Source organism: Pontiella desulfatans (assembly GCF_900890425.1).
Classification (GTDB): Bacteria; Verrucomicrobiota; Kiritimatiellia; order Kiritimatiellales; family Pontiellaceae; genus Pontiella; species Pontiella desulfatans.
Genome location: NZ_CAAHFG010000004.1, coordinates 1,010,951 through 1,037,023 on the forward strand (window position 1 = coordinate 1,010,951; position 26,073 = coordinate 1,037,023).

At 58.2% G+C, this 26,073-nt stretch carries 16 protein-coding genes; 12 read left to right on the forward strand and 4 right to left on the reverse strand.

The window, feature by feature from the left end:
* The first annotated feature begins 164 nt into the window (after positions 1 to 164).
* The 4 genes from E9954_RS29770 to E9954_RS29785 all read left to right on the forward strand — a co-directional run bounded on the left by E9954_RS29770 (position 165) and on the right by E9954_RS29785 (position 10,377).
* Positions 165 to 2,564: a hypothetical protein gene (locus tag E9954_RS29770; RefSeq protein WP_136082931.1), complete on the forward strand. Its 2,400-nt coding sequence runs from the start codon at positions 165 to 167 to the stop codon at positions 2,562 to 2,564.
* A gap of 100 nt (positions 2,565 to 2,664) precedes the next feature.
* Positions 2,665 to 5,598: a hypothetical protein gene (locus E9954_RS29775; protein WP_136082932.1), complete on the forward strand. Its 2,934-nt coding sequence runs from the start codon at positions 2,665 to 2,667 to the stop codon at positions 5,596 to 5,598.
* 55 nt (positions 5,599 to 5,653) lie between these two features.
* Positions 5,654 to 8,569, forward strand: coding sequence for a family 16 glycosylhydrolase (locus tag E9954_RS29780; RefSeq protein ID WP_136082933.1), 2,916 nt, complete (start codon positions 5,654 to 5,656; stop codon positions 8,567 to 8,569).
* Positions 8,566 to 10,377, forward strand: coding sequence for a sulfatase-like hydrolase/transferase (locus tag E9954_RS29785; RefSeq protein ID WP_222847375.1), 1,812 nt, complete (start codon positions 8,566 to 8,568; stop codon positions 10,375 to 10,377). Before E9954_RS29780 ends, E9954_RS29785 begins: the two co-directional genes overlap by 4 nt.
* An 80-nt stretch (positions 10,378 to 10,457) precedes the next feature.
* Here the strand turns inward: E9954_RS29785 and E9954_RS29790 are convergent, their stop codons facing one another.
* Positions 10,458 to 11,273: a hypothetical protein gene (locus E9954_RS29790; RefSeq protein WP_136082934.1), complete on the reverse strand. Its 816-nt coding sequence runs from the start codon at positions 11,271 to 11,273 to the stop codon at positions 10,458 to 10,460.
* Positions 11,274 to 11,646: 373 nt separating this feature from the next.
* On the opposite strand from E9954_RS29790, the gene E9954_RS29795 reads away from it, so the two are divergent.
* The 4 genes from E9954_RS29795 to E9954_RS29810 all read left to right on the forward strand — a co-directional run bounded on the left by E9954_RS29795 (position 11,647) and on the right by E9954_RS29810 (position 17,809).
* On the forward strand, positions 11,647 to 12,996 hold the full coding sequence (locus E9954_RS29795; protein ID WP_136082935.1) for a vWA domain-containing protein: 1,350 nt from the start codon (positions 11,647 to 11,649) through the stop codon (positions 12,994 to 12,996).
* Positions 12,993 to 13,538: a methylated-DNA--[protein]-cysteine S-methyltransferase gene (locus E9954_RS29800; RefSeq protein ID WP_136082936.1), complete on the forward strand. Its 546-nt coding sequence runs from the start codon at positions 12,993 to 12,995 to the stop codon at positions 13,536 to 13,538. Before E9954_RS29795 ends, E9954_RS29800 begins: the two co-directional genes overlap by 4 nt.
* Positions 13,539 to 13,631: 93 nt before the next feature.
* Positions 13,632 to 16,622, forward strand: coding sequence for an FAD-dependent oxidoreductase (locus E9954_RS29805; protein WP_136082937.1), 2,991 nt, complete (start codon positions 13,632 to 13,634; stop codon positions 16,620 to 16,622).
* A gap of 200 nt (positions 16,623 to 16,822) precedes the next feature.
* Positions 16,823 to 17,809: a hypothetical protein gene (locus E9954_RS29810; protein WP_136082938.1), complete on the forward strand. Its 987-nt coding sequence runs from the start codon at positions 16,823 to 16,825 to the stop codon at positions 17,807 to 17,809.
* Here the strand turns inward: E9954_RS29810 and E9954_RS29815 are convergent.
* From E9954_RS29815 to E9954_RS29825, 3 genes are all read right to left on the reverse strand, one after another.
* Positions 17,806 to 18,723, reverse strand: coding sequence for an alpha/beta hydrolase (locus E9954_RS29815; RefSeq protein ID WP_136082939.1), 918 nt, complete (start codon positions 18,721 to 18,723; stop codon positions 17,806 to 17,808). The genes E9954_RS29810 and E9954_RS29815 overlap by 4 nt on opposite strands.
* Before the next feature lie 76 nt (positions 18,724 to 18,799).
* Positions 18,800 to 20,179, reverse strand: coding sequence for a sulfatase (locus E9954_RS29820; RefSeq protein WP_168442689.1), 1,380 nt, complete (start codon positions 20,177 to 20,179; stop codon positions 18,800 to 18,802).
* 143 nt (positions 20,180 to 20,322) lie between these two features.
* Positions 20,323 to 21,615 (reverse strand): glycosyltransferase family 2 protein, encoded by a 1,293-nt coding sequence (locus tag E9954_RS29825; RefSeq protein WP_136082941.1) that lies wholly within the window; start codon positions 21,613 to 21,615, stop codon positions 20,323 to 20,325.
* Between the two features lie 346 nt (positions 21,616 to 21,961).
* Between E9954_RS29825 and E9954_RS29830 the strand changes: the two genes are divergently transcribed.
* From E9954_RS29830 to E9954_RS29845, 4 genes are all read left to right on the forward strand, one after another.
* A complete protein-coding gene (locus E9954_RS29830) occupies positions 21,962 to 23,131 on the forward strand; it encodes a hypothetical protein (protein ID WP_136082942.1) in 1,170 nt (389 codons plus the stop codon).
* Entirely contained in the window at positions 23,128 to 23,793 is a 666-nt protein-coding gene (locus E9954_RS29835; RefSeq protein ID WP_136082943.1) for a hypothetical protein, read from the forward strand. Before E9954_RS29830 ends, E9954_RS29835 begins: the two co-directional genes overlap by 4 nt.
* A gap of 68 nt (positions 23,794 to 23,861) precedes the next feature.
* On the forward strand, positions 23,862 to 24,668 hold the full coding sequence (locus E9954_RS29840; protein WP_136082944.1) for a hypothetical protein: 807 nt from the start codon (positions 23,862 to 23,864) through the stop codon (positions 24,666 to 24,668).
* Complete coding sequence (locus E9954_RS29845; protein ID WP_168442690.1) at positions 24,668 to 26,071, forward strand: 1-acyl-sn-glycerol-3-phosphate acyltransferase; 1,404 nt, start codon at positions 24,668 to 24,670, stop codon at positions 26,069 to 26,071. Before E9954_RS29840 ends, E9954_RS29845 begins: the two co-directional genes overlap by 1 nt.
* The last annotated feature ends 2 nt before the right edge of the window (positions 26,072 to 26,073 follow it).

A 26,073-nucleotide genomic window follows, 5' to 3' on the forward strand; every position in this document is an offset into this window, starting at 1 on the left:
GGTTGACCCGATGGTATTGGACAAAAAAAACATGAAAAAACGTTTGCATGTTAAGGTAAACATTACTACGTTGTTTACGTTCGCAAATAGGCCGTGTCCTGTCCCGGTAGGCCAGGGCGCATTTCAATGTCCAGCAAGGGCGGCTCAATTGAGGAGAACATGAGATGAAAAAAGCAGCTATATTACTGTCACTTGCCTTGGTTGCAGGGACTGTCGGCGCTCAAGTCATTTTTGAAGATGACTTCAGTTCGTATAGTGGTTCCATTAATGGGGCCAACTGGAATCCCAAGTGGGCCGCTGGTACTGATCAGCAAAACCTGCTGATGGCGTATGATGGCATCTTGGAGTTTGATACGACCATTGCGCAGAGAAACTACCATTGCCCCAGCAAGACGGGATTCACGGTCGGAACCAATGACGTCTACATTATTACGGACGCCCGCTATGTGTATGAAGGCGGGGGTAATATAACGGCCAATTTGAACAAGGGCGCGTTCGGCCTTTATTTTTCGCAAACGGATCTTTGGTACAGTGGTCCCGATAAAAGTTCTCCGATGTGCAACCGGGGCGCTGCGGTGGGTCACAATCGGATCGATGGTAGTGGTGTTGATGGATGGAACACTCACTCGAGCTTAGGTGTCAACACAGCCAATAACGAAACCAGCAACTGGTTCAAGGTAGTCAGCCGCCTGGTTTCTTCGAATTCCACGATCTGGGTTCAGGCCTTGGTTTACGATGTGGATGATACCTATCTGGAATCCCCGGTTTCCACCGGGGTGATCTCGGATTCCGGAGTGGCTGACGGAACAACGATCTATGCTGGTTATTCACCTGGATACAACAACGTAGGGAACACCAACATTGCTTCATTCAGCAAGTTTACCGCAGTCCACTACGACAACTTCTACGTCGGCAGCAAGCCGGAGTTTGGAACGCCGGCGCCGTTCTCGGTTGACAACCTGCAGCTGCGCGGGGGCGCGGCCAAGATGGTCTTTGGCGGCACGACCACTAAAGGCGCCATCACCAACCACCCGGACTTTACGTTGAGTGCAACGTACTATGCACCGGCCATCGGCGAGCCGCTGGATATTCCTTTGCGCTGGGACGGATTCGACCTCGATGGCGATGGAACCAACGACTATGTCGACTTTACCCTCCGGGCGGTCGGAGCGGTTGAGAAAGCCGGGCTACTTGGAAATGGATTTGGTGATGGCTACACATTCAATGCCACCAACGAAGCGGTGACCTTTACGGTTACGGATATTACCCTCAGCGATGGAACCCGCGGATCCGTCACCTTTGATGGCTTCACCGGCGGTGCGACGATGGGCGCAGACTGGGGAGATAAGACCTATGAGTTCTATGCGGACATCAACGGCCTAACGGTTGGTGGGCAGGAAACCAATAACAGTGTAAAGACATGGCATACCGGGCACGATGTTTTCACCAACGAAACCATGGTCGTCGACAATATCGTGTTGTATTCCAATGAGTATACCGGAAGCCTCTGGGTGCGTGAGTTCGACCTCGATTTCACCTGGAGTGGATACGAGCCTCCCGAACCGCCGAAGACGCTGACCATTAACGACCTGTATACGCGTCCGGATACGAACCAGTTTGTTTATGGCGGTTCCTATGAGGGTGTCATTGAGTTGCAGCCGGATGCCCCGGTCATGCAGGGAGCACAATACGCCAACCCGATTGAGATCCCGATCCGCTGGAGCAATCTCAACCTGGACGGCGAGGGAGGAACCGACGACTGGATCGACTTCACCCTTCGGGCAGTTCCGGCCGCTGAAGCCTCTGCCGTCTGGCAAAATGCCGGATTCGGGGATGGTTGGAACATTAATACGAATGGTGAGGGTCTCACCTTTACGGTAGCGGATGTTTCTGTTGGTTCGAATACTGCGGGTTCCGTTAAGTTCGACGGCTTCACTTCGGCAGCAGTCTTGGTTTCCGACTACTCTGATCCGAAGAGCTGGGATGTGAGCATCGATATCAATGGGATCACCATCAGCTCGGTGGTAACGAATCAGGGCGGTAGCGGAAACACGACCATGAAGGTTGCTGAAAATGCCTTCACTAACCAAACGCTGCTCGTCGATAATCCTGTCATTCCCGACCCCTCGGATGAGTTCTATGGGGAGATTGTTGTACGCCACCTGGACATGATGTTCACCTGGACTTCGGAGGAAGCGCCGGCTGGCGGTTACGACCTGTTTGCCTGGGAGTATGAACTGAGCGGTGTCAAGACCGACGACAAGGACGGCGATGGCCTGAACGATTGGGGCGAATATGTCTTCGGTGGCCACCCGGATGGCGGCGAGCCCGTTTGGGGAATGCAGCCGGTGCTCGATCCGGCAACCGGTGACTACACCTTCTATCTGGTTGGCGACAACTCCGTTGTTGCGCATGTGGTAACCACGGATAATCTGATTCATGGCACATGGACCACGAACCATACCGAAACCGTGATCCTTACGGATGGGGTTGTGGTTCCGTACACCGATGATACCCTGGGCACATCCGCCACGAAAAAGTTCATCAAGCTGCTGGTTGAATAAAGCGCGGCTCCTTGTGAACTAAGCAACTGGAAAGCCCCGCCTCCGTGCGGGGTTTTTCAACATCTGGAGAAAATCGATGTCCAACGAGGGAATGAATAGAATGAAAAAGAAAAGCGTGCTTCCCATCCTAATCCTCGTTGCAGCACCCGTGTTTTCCGCGCAGGTGCTGGACATTGCGTTTTCTTCTGCGGAAGGGTTTGTGGACGATGCTCCCATCGACGGCATCCAGGGATTCAACGCACAGAATCCGTGGGTCGCCGGCGATGTTGCAGGAATCGGCCATGCCACCTTGCCGGGCGGCTGGTCGCGCGCGCGCAACTATGCCGGTTTTACCTTGGAGGTCGGGGCGGCAGTGGTGATCGAAACCACCTTCCGCCTTTCGACAACCAACGGTTGGCCGAATACCGATGTCTATTACGTCGGCTTTGCCGAGGAGACGGTTCACTCCGGATTGGCAACACCTTCCATCGGCTCGAAGATCCATTCCAACGGCGATGGCAGTTTTTGGGTCGGCAGTTCGGATGCCGGTCAACAGGTCGCCGTTCCCGCCGCCTATTCCAACGACTGGATCAAGTTTACGCAGACCATCACGCGCTCCGCGGTCTCGAACGAATTCATCGGAACGGTTGCGGCCACCAACCTGACGGCGGGGATCGACTTGGGAACCACCTCCGCATCCTGGGCGCAATCGACTGCCGACGGTTCGTGGGGCGGGGCCATGAATCCCAGCTTCCGCGGCATCCACAGCGGCAGCGTGCGAATGGAGATCGACCACTGGACGGTCTCGACCCTCGATGCCCCGACTCTGCCGCAAACGGTGGTGGTGAATGTGGATGCCACCCGTACGCGCTCCATCGGCGGCATAAATTCGCTCGACCGCGAAACCTGGTTCGGCGTCTACCACGAAGCCGGGTACGGAACGCGTGAGCTGGATGGAAAAACCATCGACGAGTGGATTCTTGAAGAGGGCCGCATGCTACCCTCGCGCGGTACCGTGAGTTATGATTCGTATTGGGAACCCGGCGGCTATGTCGATTATACCGAAGACCCGAACCGGCCCGGCTACATCAATCCGATCGAACTGACTAACAACATTGGCCCGGTGAGCCGCTACGTTACGGCCAAGGCGTTGGATCCAAACCATAAAACCATTTTTTCAGGTTCTGGCCACGGGCGCTATCCCGATTTCATGTGCTGGGATCCGGCCGATACGCATGGCATCAACACCGTCTCGAACCACGCCGCCCACGGCGAGGCGGTGGTGACCGCCCACTGGCGCATCCAGGATGCCGGTGGTCTGATGCCGCACTGGTACGAGGTGATGAACGAGAGTTCCATCCAGAACAACTTTGGTTGGTTCTGGGATTCCGATGCGTGGGACAAACTGGCCGAATTCCACGTCGGGGTGGCCGACGCCATGCACGCTTCATCGTTTTCAAACACGGTCAAAGTGTCCGGGCCGACCGATGCCTATCCGTTCCGCGACGGCAGCAGCGGCGATTTTTCCTCGTGGGAAAACGGCAATAAAAAATTCATCTATCTCACCGAAGACAAGATGGATGCGTATGGCATCCATACCTATGAGCAGATGAATGGCGGAACCGCCTACGACGACTATCTCGAACGCTTCGAAATCTGGCATCTCGGTCGCCTGCCATCGTTCCTCGACCTGTGGGAAAACGAACAGGTCAACACCTGGGGCGACACCAAGCCGTTTGTCTTTTCCGAATACGGCCTGCTCAACAACATTGCCGGCGACACCAACGCCTTCTACCAGATCCGCAGCTGCAACGGCATCTTGCTTTCGTTGCTCGACCGCCCCGACGTCGTCGATAAGATGAGCGCCTTCCTGATGTCGTGGGCGCCCTACAGCTGGGATCAAAAACGCGTATTCTTCGCGTCGGACGACAATGGGACGAACATCTATAAAACCAGCTATTTTGAATACCTGCGCTTCTGGCGCGACCTCGACGGCGACTATCTGTTCTCAAACGCCGACTCGCCCCACCTGGTGCAGCATGCGTTTCTCGATGGCGGCACCAACCTGTTTGTCGTGTTGCAGAACAACTATAAAGACGCCTATGCAATCGACCTGCGGGCCGCGTTGCCCGCCGGGGCTTCAATGGTCTCCGCGCAAATGCAGCGGCTCTACCATGCCAACAACGATGTCGCGCGCGATCCATTTACCCCGGTCGCCGACCTTGGAAACGTGCTGCTGGGCGCCGATGAAACGGCCATGTTCAAGCTGGAGCTCTCCGGCATGCCGCTCCTGCCGGTGTGGGATGAATCGAACCACTATGGCGACCGCACGCTGGTGCCGATGCAGGCCGGCGTGGGCGAGGCCTACGCGATCGACCTGCCGCCGGGCACCACCCATAGCGCCGGCTGGCTCAACCTCGGCCTCTATGCGTTCGAGGGCTTCAGCAACGGCCTCCAGCAGGTTTCCGTTAATGGAACCGCGTTGGGCAACCTACCCGACCTTTCCTACACCGCCGGCGCGCCGCGCCACTGGGCCAAGGTTTCGCTCCGTATTCCCGAAGGCGTTTTGCAAGAGGGCTCGAACAGCGTAACGGTCGTGCCCGCCGACGGGGAGCCCTTGATGAAGATTACCTCCGTCCGTCTGACGTCCGAGCAGGCGTCCGATGCGGTGTTCAATGCCGATCGCGATCTCGACGGCATGTCCGATGCATGGGAAATCGAATACGGTTTCGATCCCTCCGACTTTGCCGACGGCGCGCTCGATTCCGATGGCGATGGATTCGACAACAGCGCGGAATATGTTTGCGGAACCGATCCGCACGACGACCAGGATTTCATCTCCACCATCGGGTTGCCGGAGACCGGTGCCGGATTCAAGGTTTCGTTCGATTCGAAGTCGAACCGCCTCTATGCCGTGGAAGCCACCGAAGATCTGCAATCGGTTTGGATCGACTTCACCAACGGCATTCCGGGAACGGGCGGCCCGATTGAAATCATCGACGCGGATGGAACAACCAACCGCTTCTACCGCATTAAAGTGCAGCTTGATCATTAGCGTGTTACCTCAGTGCGCTCTGAGGTGAAAACGATTTGAAGAGAGCATCGAAAATATGAAGAAACCAGTTTGGTTGCAGGTTGCGGTGTTGAGTCTCTTTGGTTTGCAGGCGCAGGCGGCGGTGGTTGTTTCGGACAACTTTTCCTCGTATGCCGATGGCGTAACGCTATCGGGTTCCTGGGATCCCAAGGTCGATGCCGGTTCGGGGCAACAGGATCTACTGACCGGCCATAACGGCGAGTATGCCGTGCTCAGCGGCCAGGCGAAATCCAACTACCATGCCCCGCAGCAAACGGGCTTCGCGGTGGGCACGGGGCAACATGCGGTTGTCAGCTCCGACTTCAGGTATGTCTATGCCGGCGGCGGCGACACGACGAACCACCTGAACAAGAATGTGTTCGGCCTGCTGGTTTCAACCTCGCCGGATTGGAATGTTGGAACGGATAACGGATTCTATGTGGCCCAGCGCGGCGGCGCCCTCGGTAGCCGGCTTCCGGATGCCCCTTGGATCGAGGGCTGGGTTCCGCACGGCTCGCTGGGGATCAACACGGCCCATGCGGATACCAGCAACTGGTTCTCGATCGAGTGGACGATCCGCGATGCCGGCGGATCGCTCCATGGGCAGGCCACCCTGACGGACGGTGCATCCGTCCATTATGTTTCCAGCGAAGTCGATCTTGGCCTGGCCACCGGAACGGAGCTTTTTGCGGGGTATTCCACGGGCTGGAACGGCACCGGGCTCGATATTGAAACCTTCGGAAGGATCTCCGAGGTGCACATGGATAATTTCGAGGTGACGCTGTCGGGAAGCGCCTATCCGTTCACGGATCCCGGTAACGCCGGCGGATGGATTCCCTATGAACCGATGACCGACGAGTTCGATGGCCCGGCGCTCGACCCGCGGAAGTGGGAGCCGGTTGGTTGGATCGGCCGCGATCCCGTGTATCATGAATTCGACAATGTTGCGCTTTCCGGCGGCAGCGCCATCCTGACCACGGACTTGCGCGATGTGCCCTATACAAACGGCAACGGGGAGGTCTATCTATACGATGCCGGATATTTCCAGAGCACGACCTCCCGCCGCTACGGCTATTTCGAGATCCGTTGCCGCGCCCTCGATTTCCCGATCATGACCACCTGGTGGCTCACCGGCGGCAGCAGCTCGTTCACCCGCGAGATCGACATGCTCGAATGCCCGTCCGGGCGCGCGGGCTATGAGGACTATTACAGCTGCAATTTCCACATCTGGAAAACGCCGACGCCGGAAGGCGTTGACGATAACGGAGGCTCTTCCATTGCCGATCCCGAGCATTACACCTTGCCGTTCGATATGGTGGACGACTTCCACGTCTACGGCTTCGAGTGGGACAAGGATGAATGCAAGGTCTACATCGACGGCGCGCTCTACCGGACCCGCGACACCGGAAGCTTTACCGTGGGGCAACGGCTCATGGTTGGGAATGAATTCAACGACTGGTTGAGCAAGGTGGAGGAGATCAACACCAATCTCCATAAGCTTGGCAACTCGTACGACATCGACTATGTCCGCGCATGGATCAAACCCGAAACCGACACCACGTGGTATGTGGATGCGGCGAATGGCGACGATGCCAATAGCGGCCTAAGCTGGGGCGCGGCCAAGCAGTCGATTCCTGCCGCCATCGACGAAGCCTACGACGGCGATTCAATCTGGGTTGCCGGGGGACGCTATCCCGAATACCTGACATTCTACGGCATGCACAACTTGAAGGTTTACGGCGGCTTTGTTCCCGGCGACACCTTGCTCGAAGAGCGCAACCCGGCAGCAAACCCCGCCCTCATTGAATCGCCGCAGGATGGCTATTCAACGGTCAGCATCAAAGGCACCATCGGATTCCGGCTGGACGGATTCACGGTTGTGGGCACAACGGCGAGCTACGAACATGGCATCGATATCCTGGGCGTCTGTTCCAACGTTGTGGTCGCCAACTGTCGCATGGTGGGGCACAACCCGGCCAACGGCGGCGGCAGCGGTGCCTACGTGGATGGGGTCGATGGCCAGGGCCTTGCCCATGTGCGGTTTGAAAACTGCGAGTTTTCCGGCAACCGGTCTTTCGGCGATCATGCCGGAGGTGCGGCGTTCGGTGCGCGCGACGGAGCGGTGGTGGAGATCGTTGATTCGCAGATCATCCACAACGAAACCTCCGGCGATGGTGGTTTCCTTACCATGCAATGGGATGCTGATAACACAACCGTCCGCATGACCAACTGCCTCGTTGCTTTCAATACCAACAAGGCGAACCGGGGCGTGATCCGCCACAATTGTGGAACGGTTCAGGTGGTGGATTGCACCTTTGCCGAAAACAGCGATGACGCTGTTGAGTCCGATCAATGGGGTTCGCCTTCCACCACCATTGCAAACAGCATTCTGATGGAAAGCGGCGGCGAAGGATTCTGGGTCAACCACGCAAACTTTTCCCTGCAGGACAATCTGTTCTTCAGCAATCCCGGTGGGCACGTAAACTATGGTGGAGACAAAAACACCGAAGCCGCCATCAATGCCTTGGCGCAGGCCGCCGGCAACCGCGTGGCCGATCCGAACGATGTTTTGGCGCAAGGATCCGACAGCGATTCCGACCTGCTTCCGGATTGGTGGGAGCTCGCCAACGGCATGCTCCTGACCGGCAACGACTCCGGGGTGGATCATGACGGCGATGGACACACCGCCGGCCAGGAGTTCGTTGCCGGAACCGATCCCCATGCCCCGGGAAGCTACTTCGCGGTCGGCGGTCTTGCCGCCACGGGCTCTAGCCTAAAGATGTATTTCGAATCGTCCAGCAATCGGGTCTACTCCGTGGAGTCGACAGAGGATCTGTTGGCGGGTTGGACCGAGCTGACCAACGGGATTCCGGGTACGGGAAGCCGGGTTGAATTTGTGGATGCGAACGGAACCTCCAATCGGTTCTATCGCGTGAAAGTGGATTTGGAATGAACAATGGACATTTGATGCGGGCCGTGGCCGTGGCCGGTATAATCGCCAGCCTGGCGGGCGCCGGGAAGCAACCCAATATTCTGTGGATCGTCACGGACGACCAGCGGCCCGATTCGCTGGCGTGCTACAACGAAGCCGTCCGTGGAACCAAGCTGAGCCCGCTGGGTTTTGTGATGTCGCCGAACGTGGACCGGTTGGCCCGGCAAGGCACGCTCTTCTCTCAGGCCTATTGCAACGCGCCGGCCTGCGCTCCGTCGCGCGCCTCGATGCACACCGGGCAATATCCCTTCCGCAACGGCGTCTATGGCTTCGAACAAAACCACCAGGCCGCCGCCCCGTGCCACAAGACCATCCCGCAGGTGATGCGTTCCGCCGGCTATGCCACCGCCCAGTTCGGGAAGCATGGCTACTACATCTTCGACTGGGGGCCCGGCCTGACCTGGAACACGGTCGACCAATATGATGTGGCGGTCGATAAGAAAAACGACCTGCAGAAAAGCGGCCGCACCGATTTCTTCCCCGAAACCAAGTGGAGCAAGGAGGGGACGATGCGCATCGAACGCTTCTATTATCCGGACGGGACCACCAAGGAATACTGCACGTCGCGCGGAAAAAACCAGCCCCCCCTTCCCGAGGATGAAGCAAACCGAAAGGCGATTGATGACGAGCGCGATATTCTCCGCGCCTACACGCGCGAACAGAGCGGCATGATTATCGGGGGCGAAAGTCCCCAGCCAACCGACAAGACGCTCGATGGCGAAATTGCCACGGCCATGGTGGACTATCTTGAAAGCGCGCCGGTCGACCGCCCGCAATTCCTGCATCTGGGTTTCCACTTCCCGCATTCGCCGGTGCTGCCATCGAAGGAGTTCCGCGATCTCTTCAAGGCCAAGGAACGCGAGATTCCCTACACCATTCCGGAGTTCGATCCGGAGGAGGTCGGGCGGATGCCGCCGCAGCTGCAGAAGCTGCACAAGAAGATGAACTTTTCCAACTTGAAGGAAGAGGAGAAGCTGCAGGCCATTCGCGACTACTATGCCTTCTGCGCCCACGGCGATGCGCAGATCGGCCGTTCCGTCGAAGCCTTCCTCGAGTATGGCAAAAAGTCCGGGCGCGACTGGATCATCGTCTATGTCTGCGGCGACCATGGCTGGCATTTGGGCGAGCAGGGGATCGAGGCCAAGTTTGGGCCGTGGAGGCAATCGACGCTGAATGCGGTGGTGGCCGCATCGTCGATCGAAGGCTTGTTCCCGAAAGGGGCGCACACTGCCAACCTGGTCGAGTTTGTCGATCTGGCGCCAACCTTCTACGAAGCGGCGGGGGTGGATCTCGGATCGCGGGATTTCGAATATCTCGACGGCGAAAGCCTCCGCAAATCGGTGAAGCAAAACCAACGCGAATATATTCTCGGCGAGATGAACCACGTCGTCGGCCCGCGCGCCTACCTGCGCTCGAAGGAGTTTTCCTTCTCCATGAAGACGCGGAACAAGGATGGCAAGCCCGGCGACAAGTGGGGCGAAAAACCCGGTGAAAACATCCGGTGGGCGCTGGAGTGCCCGCGTGCCGATGCGCAGCTCTGCCTCTACGATCTGCGCATTGATCCGAACGAACGCTGGAACGTCGCCGAAGACCCGAAGTATGTGGCGCTCGCCGATTGGTTCCGCCAAAAGCTCGGCAACATTGTGCTCGGCGACCGTCGCGCGGAAATCAACTGGAGCCAACCGGACGACTATGCCGTTTCCGACTTCGCCCTCGGCGCCGACGACAAGAAGCTCGAACTCCCGAAGGGCATCGTGCCCGAGGTGTGATGGGGTGGTTGCCGGAATGCGGGCAAAAAAAAGCCCCCGCTTCAAGCGAGGGCTTTGTCGTTTCCCATTGAATGGAAAAGCTAGATCATGAACCGGCGGCGGATGAGCATGATCCCGCTACCAAACGCCACCACCAGGCCGAGCGTCGCCGGTTCCGGAATGGAGGAGGTCAGCGTTGCTTCGTCCACCTCCATCTTGGTCAGATCCGCCGCCGTCGTGAACTGGTATTCCGTACCCATGTTGAGATACCAAATGCTTTTGTCGGCAAGGCTCGGCAGGGTTTGCCCAAGTGAATCATCCGTCCAGATTACGGAGTCGGTACTGTCGTAGTAGTTGAGCAGGATATCGTATCCACTGGCGGCTTTGGTAATCTTCAATTCACAGGAGAACCAATCGCTCGTTGCGTTGGTTGGGCTGCCAAGGCCAATCTCCGAGATGTTGTTCCAACCTCCAAACTCCCATGTTCCGTCGGTGGCGTCGATGGCGGATTTCGGGGAGGAAATGGCGGATCCCCAAATCTGTCCGGGGACGGCATCGTTGTCCCTGCGTGTCCACATGGCTTTGGCATTATTCCCGCTTGTCCCCGATGTATCGCCCACAATGGCGAGCCGGGTCGAGTATTGGTTTGCGTCGGACAATCCGTTCGTGCCAACGGCGATCCTCTGTTTGATCTTTGCCGATACCCAGTCGCCTTCGGCCTGCGGGGCGGCAACGCCGGTCTGCATGGTCATGAACTGGGTTGCCTGGGTTGTTTCCGCAACTCCCGCACTGGTAGACCAGTTGGCGTTTGCAGACCATCCGGACAGGTTGTCCATGGTGTCCGTCACGGTCACCATTTCCGCAAGAGCCGTCGTCGCCGCGATCGCGCCAATGGCCATGGTAAGGTGCTTTTTCATAGCTGTTTTCTCCTTTTGTTGATTTGAACGCTACATGAGAACATAAACAATGTTGCTTGTCAAAGTGATTGTGGGTGTTTACTACATGATTAATGGCAACGTTTACATCCTCATTGGAGGTCGGATTATGTCCTGGTTGTGGATGTCCGGTGGCATTTTTCCTGAGTCCGGTAACGCGTTGTTGTCTTGAAAAAGGGAGTCGTGTGAATGCGGGATAATGCGAGGCTGTGAAGATGGTATTTTTTACAGGGGTGTTGGGAAAGCCCTTCGGAACGGAACCAGGCAAGCAGTACGTGTGGAACTTTTGGCCAGTTGACAAATGTGGGCTGACGGATTAGACCAAAGCGGTGCTACGGTAAATGCGAGGAAAACAATGAGTGTCAAGAAACGGTTTTTTGCGAACCATGCAAAATCAAGCGCAGCGATCATTAGTCTGGCGATCCATGCCATATTGATCCTGATTGCGTTCACGTTCGTGGCGGTCACGGTGATCACGAAGGAGGATCCGGTCTTCGAAACCAAGCAGGTCAAGCGCCCCAAAATGCCGATGCGGAAGCTGCAGGTTCCGGTCAACGTAAAGAAAAAGCAGATCCAGAAACCCAAGTTGCGCAAGCGCATCGTGGTGCAGCCCAAGGTCAACCAAAACATGCCCGACATCAGGATGCCGGAAATCTCGGGCGTCAAGGGCGGCATGGGCGGCGGGATTGCCGGGGGCATCGGAGGCGGTGGCGGGGTGGGCTTCACCATGCCCGAGATCGAGGTGTTCGGCATCAAGGGCAAGGGCGAGAAGGTGTTCATCATCCTCGATTCCTCCACCGAAATGATGTGGGACGAAATGGGGGGCATCCCCGCCTACACAATCATTAAGGAGGAGCTGGTGAAAATCATCGGCGGACTCCCCCCGACCGCGCTGTTCAATGTGATTGTCTACGACCAAAACCGCACCTTCATGCTGTTCCCGCAGATGGTGGCGGCCAGCTCCCATAATGTCGGCAAGGTCGATTCCTGGCTCAAGCCGTTGAACTCGGTGAAGCCCGGAATGGGGGTGGACGAGTTCGGTGTTTCCACGCTGGGGGAAGGCGGGGCGCAGAATTCGGAGGATTTGCTGGTCGGCAAGTTCGAGCGCCAGGAATCGTGGTACCGTCCCTCCATGCTGGCCATGAAGCAGCAGGCCGATGCCGTGTTCGTGCTGACCTACTGGTGGGGGCACCAGCGAATCGAAACCGGCAACAACAAGATTGAGCAGTGGAAGAAAACCACACCGGGTAAAAAATGGATCGAGTGCCATGAAGAGGCGAAGCGGTTGCTCGATGAAGACAACAAGCAGCGCCTGGCCCGCGGCGAAGCCCCCCGCGCGATCAACCGCAACAATGCGTGGGACATGAACCGGGCCTATTTCCCGGATATCGAGCGGCCTCCGCAACCCGACTTCTACTACCACAAGCCTCAGGAGTATGCGCAGGCCATGTTGGAGATTCGGGAGCGGAACAAGCCCAACGATATCCAATCGAAGAGCGGATTGAGCCGCAAGTCGACCAGCGCCAAGGTGGACTTTTCCTTCAACGTGGTGCGGTTTGCCAAGAAAGATGCCGAGTGGAACGAATATTGGGATGGCCGCACGGAGGATAACTTCAAGAAGCTGACCGGCCTGCTGAAGGGCAACTATAAATCCATTGCCGGCCTCGAGGCCATCCAGAGCTCGGTCTCCGGAGGAGGGAATTGAGGCTGCATCTCGAGGCCGCCACGCCCGCCGAGGTGAAGGCCGGTGGGGCGGGGTGGACGATTGCCGCCGGTTATGCCGATACGCCGTTTGGCAACTGCCTGCTCGCCGAAAGCCCGCGCGGCATCTGCCATCTGTCGTTTGAGGAGCCCGGGGCTTGGAGCAGTCTGGCAACCCACTGGCCCAATGCCGGATTTGCGCGTGATGACGATGGCGCCACGGAATGGTGCAAGCGAATTTTCATGGAGGGGCGGAGGCCCCTCCCGCTCTTCGTGAAGGGCACCCCCTTCCAGCTGACGGTCTGGCAGGCGCTCCTGCAAATCCCCGAGGGCCAGCTGATCAGCTATGGCCGGCTGGCGGAGCGGATTGGCAACCCAAAGGCCTCGCGCGCCGTGGGTGCCGCCGTCGGGCAAAATCCGATCGGATTCCTGATCCCCTGCCACCGCGTCATCCGCGAAACCGGCGCCATCGGCGGCTACCGCTGGGGCACCGACCGCAAGCGCGCCATCCAGGCCTGGGAGCGCGCGCGCGTGCCCGCATGCTGATGGCGTAAATGTGCACATCTTCTGCGCGGGTGTCGGTAGGCGGTGCGGGCCGCCTCGCGTAAGTTCGATCGTCTATTCAATCAGGAGAGTGTCATGAAACAGGTTTTGGCTTTGGTTTTATTCGTGCTGTTGTCGGCAATGGTTCAGGCTTCGCAGGATGTCCGCGGGCATTGGCGGTTGGACGACGGCAGGGGAATGCAGATTGCGGATTCATCGGGCAATGGAAATATTGGATTTGCGAAGAACGTAAAATGGGAACGGGGCGTCAGCAACTCCGGCCTCTTGTTCCAGGGGGAGGGCTTCGTCAACTGCGGGAACGACCCGAGCCTGAACCCGGTCGATGGGCTGATGGTGGAGGCTTGGATCAAGCCTTGGAACCTCCCCTACGAAAACCATCCGACCATCGTGAACAAGGAAGGCGCCTACGCGTTCCGCTTTGCGCCGGGCGGTCGGCTTTCGATGCTGCTGAGCCTGGATGGCGAACCCGTGGAGCTGACCTCGAAAAAATCCGAGTGGCAAAACGGGGTCTGGCAGCATGTCGCCGCCACGTTCGATGGTTCAACCATCGCCCTCTATGTGAACGGGGAAAAAGATTCCGAGAAGAGCCTCGGCGGAAAAAGGAAGATCGATCGGAGCACCTCCTACTGCTTCATCGGATCGGTGAATGGCAAAACGCCTTCGCCGGGGCGCATGGACGAGGTTCGGGTTGCCGGTCGCGCATTCTCGGAGGAGGAGGTCATGCAATCCTACAAGGCCGGCGCATTCGATATGGAGCGGGAGGCAACCAACTTCAGCGCGTTCTTCCAGAAAGAAAACCGGCGGGAACCCAAGGCCGTTGTGCCCGGGTTCATCTGGGTCGATGCGGAGGATTTCGACGACTATGGCGGCTGGTGGATGGATACGCAGTTTGTGCCGCAGATGGGGTCGCCCTACCTGATTGCCGCAGGCATCGGTAAGCCGGTGGCCGATGCCCGGACGACGCTCACCATTCCCCAGGCCGGCCCGTGGCGCCTGTGGGTGCGGAGCCGCAACTGGCTGAAGAGCCATTCGCCGGGTCGGTTCCAGGTCAGCATCAATGGCACGCCCTCGGAGAAAACCTTCGGCATGGCCGACAGTGAGCAATGGGTTTGGCAGCTTGGCGGAACCTTTGAATTGGAGGAGGGGGAGGCCAGGCTGGCGGTCGGCGACCTCACCGGATGGTATGGCCGGATCGATGCATTGATCCTGACCCGGGATCTTCAATATACGCCCCCGATGGAGCTCAAGGCCTATAAGGCCGAAGTGGCGCGCCTGACGGGCACCGATACCTCCGCCGAGATGATGGGCGACTATGAGGTGATCGTGGTCGGCGCCGGCGTGGCCGGCATCAATGCGGCCATTGCTTCGGCGCGCACCGGGGCGAAGACCGCACTCATCCAGGACCGCCCGATGATCGGTGGCAACAACAGCCTTGAGCTGGGCGTGGTGGTCTCGGGGCCTGCCCAGCATAACCATCCCCATTCGCGGGAGGGCGGGCTCAACGAAGAAATCGGCCGGGAGCGCGCCTATCACTATCACGGCAAGTGGAGCCGGGGCGCCGAAAGCGTCGTGGCCAATGAACCCAACCTGGCCGTGTTCCTCAATACGCATGTGAACGAAGTCGAGATGGAGGGCAACCGCATTGCCGCGGTGAAGGCGTTCGACATGGTCGATGGCCGGCGCACCCGCTATGCCGCGAAGCAATTCATCGACTGCACGGGCGATGGTTGGCTCGGGTATTATGCCGGTGCCGAATACCGCATCGGGCGCGAGGCGCGCGACGAGTTCGACGAAAGCCATGCGCCCGAAAAGGCCGACAACATTACGATGAGCGGCTGCCTGATGACCGGCCATACCCTCTCATACAACACGAAGAAAATGGATTCGCCGCAACCCTTCAACGGCCCGGAATGGCTTTGGGACCTGACGCCGAACACGGAGTATCTCGAAGCGCGCAATATGTACGAGGGCAGCCACACCTATGGCCGCTGGTGGCATGAAAACCGCGGCGAGGTCGATGACTTGTGGGATCCGGAAAACGCGCGCGACCAGCTCATTATCCTGAACCTCAGCTACTTCAACTGGATCAAGAACCACTCCAGCCTAAAGGACGACGCCGCAAACTATGCGCTCACCATCATCCCGATCGGCAACGCCAAGCGCGAAACCCGCCGCCTCATGGGCGACCATGTCCTGTCGCAGAACGAAGTGCTCTCCGCCAAGCCGTTCGCCGACCGCGTTGCCGCCGGGGGGTGGTCGCTCGATATCCACAACCCCGAAGGTATCTTTTCCAAGGACGGGCCGTTCGACTTCAACACCCATTCCCCCATGAACCACATCCCCTTCCGGATCCTCTATTCGAAGAACATTGAAAACCTGCTGTTTGCCGGTCGCAATGTTTCGACCACCCACGTGGCGCTGGGCACGGTGCGCGTGCAGGGAACCACCGGCGTGATGGGCCAGGCGGCCGGAACCGCGGCGGCCATGTGCGTCGATCGGGGCGTCGATCCGCGCGGACTTTATCAAAAGCACATCGGCGAGCTGCAGCAACAGCTGCTCAAGGACGACCAGTATATCATCGGCATGAAAAACGAGGATGCCGCCGACCTGGCGTTGAAGGCCACCCTCACCGCGTCCAGCGCAGAGCCAAAGTGCGGGCCTGAAAATGTCATCAGCGGCGTCACCCGCATCGTGGATGAACAGATGAACTTATGGAAGTCCGACCCCTCCGCCGCCATGCCCCAGTGGATCGAGTTGGATCTCGCGGAAATGCAAACGCTGAACGCGGTCTACCTCACGTTCGATACCGATTTCAGCGACAAGCGCCACGCCTCCTGGGAACACAAGGACGACGAGCGGTTTGTTCCGGAGTGCGTCCGCGACTACCGGGTGCAGGTCTGGTCCGGTTCCGGTTGGAAGACCGTTGCCGACGTGTCGGACAACTACCAGCGCCGCCGCATCCATCGCTTCGATCCCGTCAAGACCTCCAAGCTACGCGTCGTCGTCGATCAAACCAACGGCGACCCATCCGCCCGCATCTTCGAGATCCGCCTCTACAATGAATGACGGGCCGCAGTGGTGTAATCCAAAGTGACGATCGTGCATTTGGATGTCACCCTGGACGGATGAAGGGCGGCCTGCTGGGCCGCCCTTTTTGCCGTCCGCGCGAGTTGCAACGGTTTTTCAGGATGGTGTTTGTGCTTGATCATTCTTGTGTTCTTGCTATTCAAGATGGGTTGATGTGTTGAGAACGAAGGGGGATTGCCATGGGTAAGCGCTGCTTTGTCATAAGTCCGATTGGTATGGAAAATACGACGGTCCGGGAGCATGCCGACAACGTGTTTGATTTGATCATTGCGCCAGCCGCCGAGGAGTGTGGGGTCGTGGTTTCGCGTAGCGACCAAATGCCCGATCCGGGGCATATCATGGATCAAATGTTCCGTTCGATTAGCAAGGCCGACTTTTGCATCGCCATTTTAACGGGGCATAATCCCAACGTGTTCTATGAGCTGGCGCTTTGCCATGCCGCCTGCAAACCCGTCATTGTCCTAATGGAAAAGGGGAACGAGCTTCCATTTGATGTCCGCGATCTCCGTTGTGTGTTCTACGACTTTGGCTTGAAGGCAACCTTCAACCGCACCTATGCCAAGGAGCTTCAGCGGCAGATCGAGGCACTCCGCAGTTCGAATTGGGAGAGCTCCGGACTTTTTGCGCGATTTGTCGAAGAGCTAAACGGTCGGGTTTCCGTGGAAAAGGATGGGCCGGTGGAAGCCGATATGCTGAAGCGTATTTTGCTCGAAGCCACATCCCATGTCGATCTGATGGGGGTGAGTCTGGAGCAGTGGCGCGATGTGGGCGGAGGGGAACGGCTCGTGGCGAAGGCGAAGGAAGGGTGCAAGGTGCGTATCATGCACATGGACCCGGCGCATATCGCCTTGCCGGAATTGGTCGAGCAGGCATCGCCCGACCGGGGGTTGGAAGAGACCACGGTATCGATCTCCATGATGGCGAACCTGTTTGATAAAATCGGCCGCGAGCACGAAAACATCGAGGTTCGTCCAATCCACAGCGGAGTGCCCAGCGTCAACCTGCTTCGTACCGACAAGGCGGCCTTGGCCGTTACCTTCCTGCACGCAACGCCGCCCAGGCAAAGCCCCATGTGGCGCGAGGCCCCGTCCGGTTCCCGATTGTATCAGGCCCTGACGGAAGAGTTTCAAGCCATGTGGGAACGAAATCAAAAACCAAAGGGCTAATCGGCTTGAAGTCCATCGGCAAAGGCTCCGATGGCGTCAATGACCTTGGGGAGGGATGGGCAATCCGGGGTGGTCAGGTCGTGGCCTCCGGGAACTTCGACATAGGTGGCCTGCATGCGCTTGGCCAGTCGGCGGCTCCGTTTGGGTATCGATTTTTCATCCGCATCCCCCTGGATGATCAGCGTTGGGGGATGTGCGGTGTTCCATTGCTTTCCGTAGGCCGAGCGAACCATGGCGCGCAGCTCCGCGACCATTTTCATCGAAACCTTGAATTCGCGTAGATCGTCGTGAAGCGATTCGTCCGCGACGGTTTCCGGCGGGAAGACTTTGCCGAGATCTTTTAGGAACTCGGGATCGCTGAAGTCCTTGTTCTTGAAGGGCGCCCAGGTCTCGGGCATTAACGGGCCGAAGAGCCACCAGACCATCCGGTCGAGTGTGCTTTCAATCCACTGGTATGGAACAATCAGCACGAATCCGTCGAGATCCTGGGGATTCAGGCTGCTGCAGGAAACCGCACAGCCCATCGAAAGGGCCACAACCAAAACCTGGTCATGTTCTGCCGCCAATTCCGCGTGCGCGTTGCGTACTTCGTTCTGCCAATCCGTTGTGGTTCGCTTATACATGTTTTCCGAATCCGAGCCGCAACCGGGGAGCAATACCGTCTTCACCGTCCAGCCTTTGGCATGGAGTGCATCGGAGATGGATTTCATTTTGTAGGGCGTGCCCGGAACACCATGAACCAGTAGGGCGGCAGCGCTTCCTCCCGGCCGTGTGCAGGGTTTGTATTGTTCTCCGGAAGACGCGGCGGCGATGTGGGCCAGCACACGCTCCGTCGCCCCCGGACGAGCAGGTTGGCTGCTTCGGCAACCCGCAAGAAAGAGAATGAGTCCCGCCACAAGAAAACGCAATTGCATGTTTCGCCCCCTGACTGAATGGAATGACGAAGGACTTTTACAATTTTTTCCTGGTTCGTCGAGTGCGTACTAACCGCTAGTTCATGCTGGCCGGCAGGTGCTTGCGCAGCTCTTGGATCACGTTTTGGTATTCCGGATTCGTGGCGAGGTTGGTCCACTCGTTGGGATCGTTGTCGTGGTCGTAGAGTTCGTCGCCGTTTTTCTTGCTGATGTAGCGCCAGCGCTCGGTGCGTAGGCTATGGCCGGAACTCGAACTCGTGATGGCGGGGTGGTCCCATTCAACGTCCGGATTCTTCAGCACCGGGACAAAGCTGCGGCCATGGAGATCATTCTTCTTCGGCAGGCCGGCGAGGTCGATGAGGGTGGGGTAGAGATCGATCAGGTTGACCGGGCGGATGCTGCGCCCCGGTTCCAGCCCGGGCACCTTGACGATGAACGGCATGCGCGCGGTCTCTTCCCAGAGGGTGGATTTTTTGTAGCGCAGCTTTTCGCCGACATGCCAGCCGTGGTCGCTCCACAGCACCACGATGGTGTTGTCCTTGTAGGGGCTCTTTTCCAGCGCATCGAGGATCACGCCGACGCAGTCGTCGGCATAGGCAATGTTGGCCAGGTAGGCCCAGACGATCTCCTCGCGCAGGCCCTTTTCAACCGCTTCCCCATATTCGCTGGCGGCGCCGCCCTTGATGTCGGAATAGTCGTCGGGGTTGATGGGCGGCAGCTTGATCGAGTCGAGGTCGAAGCGGGCATAGTATTCGGCCGGCACCGTCCACGGCAGGTGCGGGCGGAAGATGCCGCAGGCCAGGAAAAACGGTTTCGGGGTTTCGTGTTCGGCGGAGTCGGTCAGCCATTGGGCGGCCCACATGGCGTTCTGGTAGTCCTGCGTCAGCTCCTTCGGGGTAGGGGTGGACTTCCAGGCAATCCGCGGCTTCTGTACGAAAGAGAGCCCGTTGTCGATCTTGATGTCCTGGTAGGGCGTCATGTCGGTCAGCTGTTCCTTGGGCACCGTGAGCGGGTCCTTCTTTTGGTCGCTCAGGATATCCCAGCTCTGCGGGTCCAGGCCGGCGTGGTGGAAAATCTTGCCGCGGGCCAGCGAGGTGTAGCCGTTATTGCTGAAATAGCGCGGGATCATCACGGCATCCATCAGCACGGGATTTTCGCGCATCACCTGGCCGTTGCTGTAGAGGCCGGAGGCGTAGGGCGGAATGCCGCTCATCAACGCCGATCGCGATGGGTTGCAGGCGACCGACGAACAGCTTGCGTTTTCGAACACCATGCCCTGCGCCGCCAACCGATCCATGTTGGGCGTTTGGGTCTGCGGGTGCCCGCCGAGAAAGCCGACCCAGTCGTTCAGGTCGTCGATCGCAATCATCAACACGTTCATGGGCCGTCCGTCCGCCTGGACGAGCAGGGCGGTCATTAAGGAAATTCCCAGTAAGGTTCGAGCGCGGTGTTTCATGTTTTTCCTCTCGGTTGAATGGCGTGGCCGACCCGTTTGGGTGGGCGTGCGGGAAAAAATAACACAGTTGCCCGGCGGGGAAATATGCGATCCCGCATTGTTGATGCGCGATTGCGCCGCAAAGGAATAGACGATCGAGGGAATCAGGTGTTGGCGGCGGACTCGTTGCCGGCCTTTTTCATCATGAACCATTTCATCGGAAGCCCGAGCGATGCCGTAATGAGGCCGCGGCCGACAAAGAACATGCAGATGACGCCGATGGTCAGCGAAGAAAGGATCAAGCGTCCCAGGCTCCGGAGGCCGAAGCCATTGATGAAGCCCGCGGCGATGGAGGAGATCAGCATGCCGCAGGTCAGCAGCAGGTTGACGGCGGTGTCGTAGACCAAATGGCCAACGGTGTAGGAGGAGCTTTGCGCTGCGGCGGGATCGATGCCGAAGAAGCCGGCCACCAGGTTCAGGGTTCCGAGGATCATGGTGAGCAGCAGCAGGGTAATCATCACATAGCCACTGCCGAACAGGAATGCGGCAAACTTGGTGCGCTTCTGGATGGTGCGCGACAGGAACAGTTTTTTCCCGTGCGCCATGAACGCGCGCATGACGCCGTAGGCCCAGCGCATCTGCTGCTTGAACAGGTCGCCCGGGGTGTAGGGCACTTCGCAACGGATGCGCAGGTCGGAGACATAGGCAATGCGCTTGCCGGATGTAATCACGCGCAGGGAATAGTCCACGTCTTCGGTAAGGGCGCCCATGGTCCAGCCGCCCTGTTCAATCAGATAGCTCTTCTTCACCAACTCGCCGGAGCCGCAGAAAACGCATTGGTTGGTGGCGGCCTTAAGGAAGGGCAGGATCACCGAGTGGATAATGTTCACGATGCCGGTTCCCATCAGTGTGCTGTGGTTGTCGTGCACGTTGATGATCCGCCAGGCCGCCTGCGCGCCGGCGAGCGTTGGATCCTTGATGACCGGAACCACCAGGCGCTTGAGGAAATCCTTCTTCGGCAGGAAGTCGGAATCGAGGATCAATAAATAGTCGCCCTTCGCCTTCGGCAGCATCACGTTCAGGTTGCCGGGCTTGAAGCCAACATTGTCGCCGCGGCGGCTGATTTCGATGCGCGGGTTGGCGGCGGCGAATTCGTCGATCTTTGCCGAGAGCTCCGGTTGGTTGCTGTCGTCGCCGATCATGATCTGAAGCTTGTCGGCGGGATAGTCGAACTCCAGGCAGCGGGCGGCGCAGTTAAGGGCGGCCAGCTCGTTGTAGGTCGGGATCTGCACGGTGACGCTCGGGTAGAGCGATTCGTCGGCAATGGTTTCGGGCTTTTCACGCAGACGGGAAAGGGCCAGCGCAAAGGCGGTTACGATGAAGTAGCCCAATGAAAGAACGAAGGCCCCCATCAGCGCGATTTCAAAAAATGTCTTTACTACACTATGAAAACCCATGATTTCCCCCCAGGTTTTTGCAAATCACGGTTGCTCCGTGTATTGACGGCGTTGTTTATAGGGAAATTATCCCGAACGCAACCCCCGCGGCCGATTTTTTGTGGCACCGATCCCATTTAAAACATGGTTTTCTGCGCCCCAAAGCCTGCCCTTTGGTATCTGGGGATGCGCTTTCACCTGCGTAGGATGACGGCACAGTGTTCATTCAATGCCCTGAAGATCTATCATATTTTGTTTGCAGGTTTTGTAAGTGACATCAGGGCAAGGCATAACAAGGTTGAGGGGAGGTGGTACACCTTGTGCATTAGGGGATGGTAGGCATTAAGCCATTGGGAAGGAGCGGGTCATGAAAAAGCTAGGATTGATTTTGGGTTTGGCGGCCATATGCATTGCGTCGGTTGCCGAGGAGAAGGAAGGCTATTTTCTTCCGTGGGATCAAAAGGGAAGTTTGATCTGGCGCGGGGCGGTCGAGGGCAACGACGGCACGTGGTACGATATTCGTATTGTTCCGGGCTACACCCCTCCGGGGCGTTATGGCTGGAAATACATGAAGATGGGCGGGCGCAACCTGCGCGAATATGTCGAGGCCGAAAAATACCAGAAAATCGGGGAGCAGAGCGGCGAGGTGCTCGAGTGGTCGTACGACGACTGCCTCTCCGATTTCACGTTCAAGGGGGCCGGGAAGGCCTGGAAAAAAAATTATGGCCGGGCCGCCAAGCGAACGGAAAAACGGGTGTTCGGGTGGTGGCTCTCCTATCCCTGGGCCACGGTGCAAAGCTGCGTCGATAACGTATTTCGCATTCCCACCGGATTGATTGGAACCACCGCCGGCACGGGATGGAGCTTGGTGGTGATCCCCGCCTACCATGCCGTCGATTCCGGCACCAAGGCGGTTTGGAACGGCGGTGTGAGAGGAGCCGTTGTCCCGGTGTCGGGCTGGGCGTGGAACACGCTGGCCTCGCCGCCACTTTCGCTGGTCGGCCAAATGCCGTCGCACGAGCGGGTGGATGGATTCTGGGTGCGCGAGGTTGAGAAGGGGTTGGAACCCGGCCGGGAACCCGACCAACAAGCCAAGGTGGCCGTGGCCGAATGGGGCGTGTTGCTGCATGGGGAATTCATGGGCTTCGAAACCCGGCGCAATGAAATCAACCGGGAACAGAGTCGGCGGTTAAAAGAGATTGAGGCCGAAAAAAGACGCGTGCGCGAGGAAATGGCCCGCCGGAAGGCGGCGGTTACGCTGGAGGAGGAAAAGCGTGTCGAGTCGTTGTTGGCCGAGGAAAACCGGAACGATCTGGTTGGCCGTGTGCAGGATGGGAACTGGACAAAGAACAGCATCCGCTACTATCGCGACGATATCCGCAACCAGCTTCAAAAGCTGGGCATGTCCAAGACGCAACAGGATGCCGTCATCCGGATACTGCAAGAGCATCCGCCGGCCTCCATCGATTGGCGCGCATACCAAAAAACCGATCCGTTGCTGGAAACCATCGACGTGATCAAGAAGGTGGGGCAATGAACTACACAGGATTAACAAAAATCGCGCTCCGCACATTCCTCGGTTTCCTGGGGCTTACGGCGGCCATTGCCATCGTATCGGTGCTGGGCGGAAAATTCGGCGAGCTTCAGGCGAAGTTCATCGGGTCGACCTTCACCATATCGCTCGCGAGCATCTGCTCAATGTCTTGCGCCGCATTCATCGCCCGGAAAACCCGAACGGCCATCGGCCTATCCGGTATTGGCTTGGCGGTGGTTAGCGCAATCCTTGTGATTGCGGGCATCTGGCCGGAGATCAACAGTGAGGGCTACTGGAAAACGACCGCTTCGTGCGGAATCGCTACCCTTGCCTGCGCCCATGGATTTCTTCTCGTCATTCCAGAGCTGGGGGAGCGGAAAAAATGGTTCCAGCAGGTTTCATTTGCATCCGTTGTGGTGCTGGCCTTGCTGGTTGTTGTGGCGATGTGGGGCGATATCGGCGAAGAGGTTTATTACCGGTTCATGGCCGCCGTGGCCATCGTGGTTGGGCTCGAAACCGTTTCGTTGCCGATCCTGATGAAGCTGAACAAGGCTGGCGGGCCGAGACGGCAGCTCATGCTCAAGGAGCTAGAAGACGGTATTTATATCGACCCGGCCGGAAGGAAATACCACGTGAAGGAACTTGACCCGGAGCCATGCGCTTGAACAATACGAGGTAGGAGAAGCAGATGCTGGATCATAGTCCATCCATATGCGCTTTGGTTATCCTGATTGTGGTCACCATTGTCCAGGTGGCGTCTTTCTTGAGCAAAGGACGCTTTCGCGCACCTACGGCCACCCGGCCCCTGTTGGCTCTTTTCCTGGCGATCACCGTGGCGGAATGGGTTTCTTACAGCGTTGCATTGTGGCTGCTTGCGCTCATCAGTTTTTGCGCCTTGCGCGAATACCTGTCGCTGGTGGATATCCGGCTCGAAGACCGTTGGGGCATACTCGTTTCATATCTCTCGATTCCATTCATGTTCTATCTTATTCATATCGAATGGTACGGATTCTTCATTATCGCCATACCGGTCTACGCTTTCTTGCTCATCCCGTTTTTCGTCGCTCTCGGCGGTCGGTCGAAAGGGATTGTGTTTTCAGTGGGCATGCTGGATTTCGGCCTGTTCTTCTTTGTTTTCTGCGTGGGGCATATCGCTTATCTGCTTTTCTATTCAGCGCGGATGACATCGCTCATGATCGTGGGGGTCAGCGCCGCTGCCCTGATTCATAAACACCTGAAAATTGGGTCGCCCAGAATGAGGCTGCTATTGCAAGTGGCCGTTGTTTGCCCGCTGTATATCGGCTTGGCTTCCTGGACGGCGATTCCGCTGGTCCACTCAGTCATGCTGGGCATCCTCATTCCGGTTTCGGTTTGCATGGGGCGGTATACGCTCCACGCGGTTGAGCAGGATCTTGGCATCCGTGCGGATCGGCTGCAGCAGGGAAGGGGTCGCACCATTAATGGGCTCAAGTCCTATCTCTACACCGCCCCGATCGTCTTCCATTACCTGCGATGGTTCCTCAAATGGGGCGACCTCTAATGAATGCGCTGAGGACAGTGTTGCACTTGATCCTCATCCGCCCACTGCTCCGCCTGCTGTTTGGCGTCAACGTGGTGGGGCGCGAAAACCTCGATGGACTCGACCGCTTCATCCTCGCCGCCAACCACAACAGCCACCTCGATATTTTCCTGCTCTACTCGGCCTTGCCGTTGTGCAAGATCACCCGTACCCACCCGGTCGCCGCACGAGACTATTTTTCCAACCCGCCCTGGCTTTTCAAGATGGTGCAGTTCCTCCTCCAGCCCGTCTGGGTCGACCGCGAAGAAAGCGGCCTTGCCGCCATCAAGGAAATCCAGCGCCGGCTCGACGACGGCCGCAGCATCATCATCTTCCCCGAAGGCACCCGCGGCGCCGCTGGCGAGCTACAGGAATTCCGCGGCGGGGTTGGCCTCATTGCCGGACATAACCCGGATGTCCCCGTTGTGCCTGTCTACCTCGAAGGGCCGGAGCGCGCATTCCCCAAGGCGATGGCGTTCCCCCTTCCGCTCTGGAACCATATCACCATCGGCCCGCCCCAGCGGCTCCAAGGCAAGAGCCGCGACATCTCCGCCCGGTTGCACGACCATCTCGAAGCCCTCGCCGAAGAGGAGCGCGCCTACCGCCAGCGCCGCATGCCCGAACCGCACAATCCATTTGTCGTGGCAGTCATCGGAGTCGACGGCTCCGGCAAGAGCACCCTGTCGCGCCGCCTGGCCGGGTGCTCCGCTGGCAACAGCTGCTTCATCGGCGACACGCTCGAACTGTTCAACGCCGGCGAGCCGAGCGAAGCCCAGCCGCTGGTCGCCAACGAAGTGCGCAAGTGGGTGGGGCGGCAGGCCAAGAGCGCCAAGAACCTGAAGCACTACAAGATTCCAAAACTTGCAGAGCTGTTGCTGCGCGACCGCCTGCTCTCCGACGTGCACCGCTGGTATCGCCCCGACCAGGTCTTCATGGACGGCTCGCCACTGCTCAACATGGCCGGCTGGGCCATCCTCTACCACGAAGACGCCTTCAATGAAGAGGTGTGTTCAACAGCCATGGACATCCTCACCGGAAAACACGTCTGCGGAAAGCGCGATCCCATCTTCAAGCAGTTCCCGGAACTGTTGACGTTGCGCAAACTCAACCTCACCCATCTGCACCTGCCGGATGCGGTCATCTTTCTCGATGTCGATCCAGCGGTCTGTGTGGAGCGCATCACCTCCCGCGGCGAAGAGGTGCAGGCGCATGAAAACATCGAGAAGCTAAGCAAGCTCAGAAAAGCCTACGCCCTCGTCTGCGACGTCGTGCAGCAAACCCGCCCCGTCGGCCGCCTGACCGGCGACAAAACCCAGGATCAGCTCACCGAAGAAGCAACCGCATTTATCAAAACGGCAATACAGCAGAAAGTAGAAGCAAAATGATT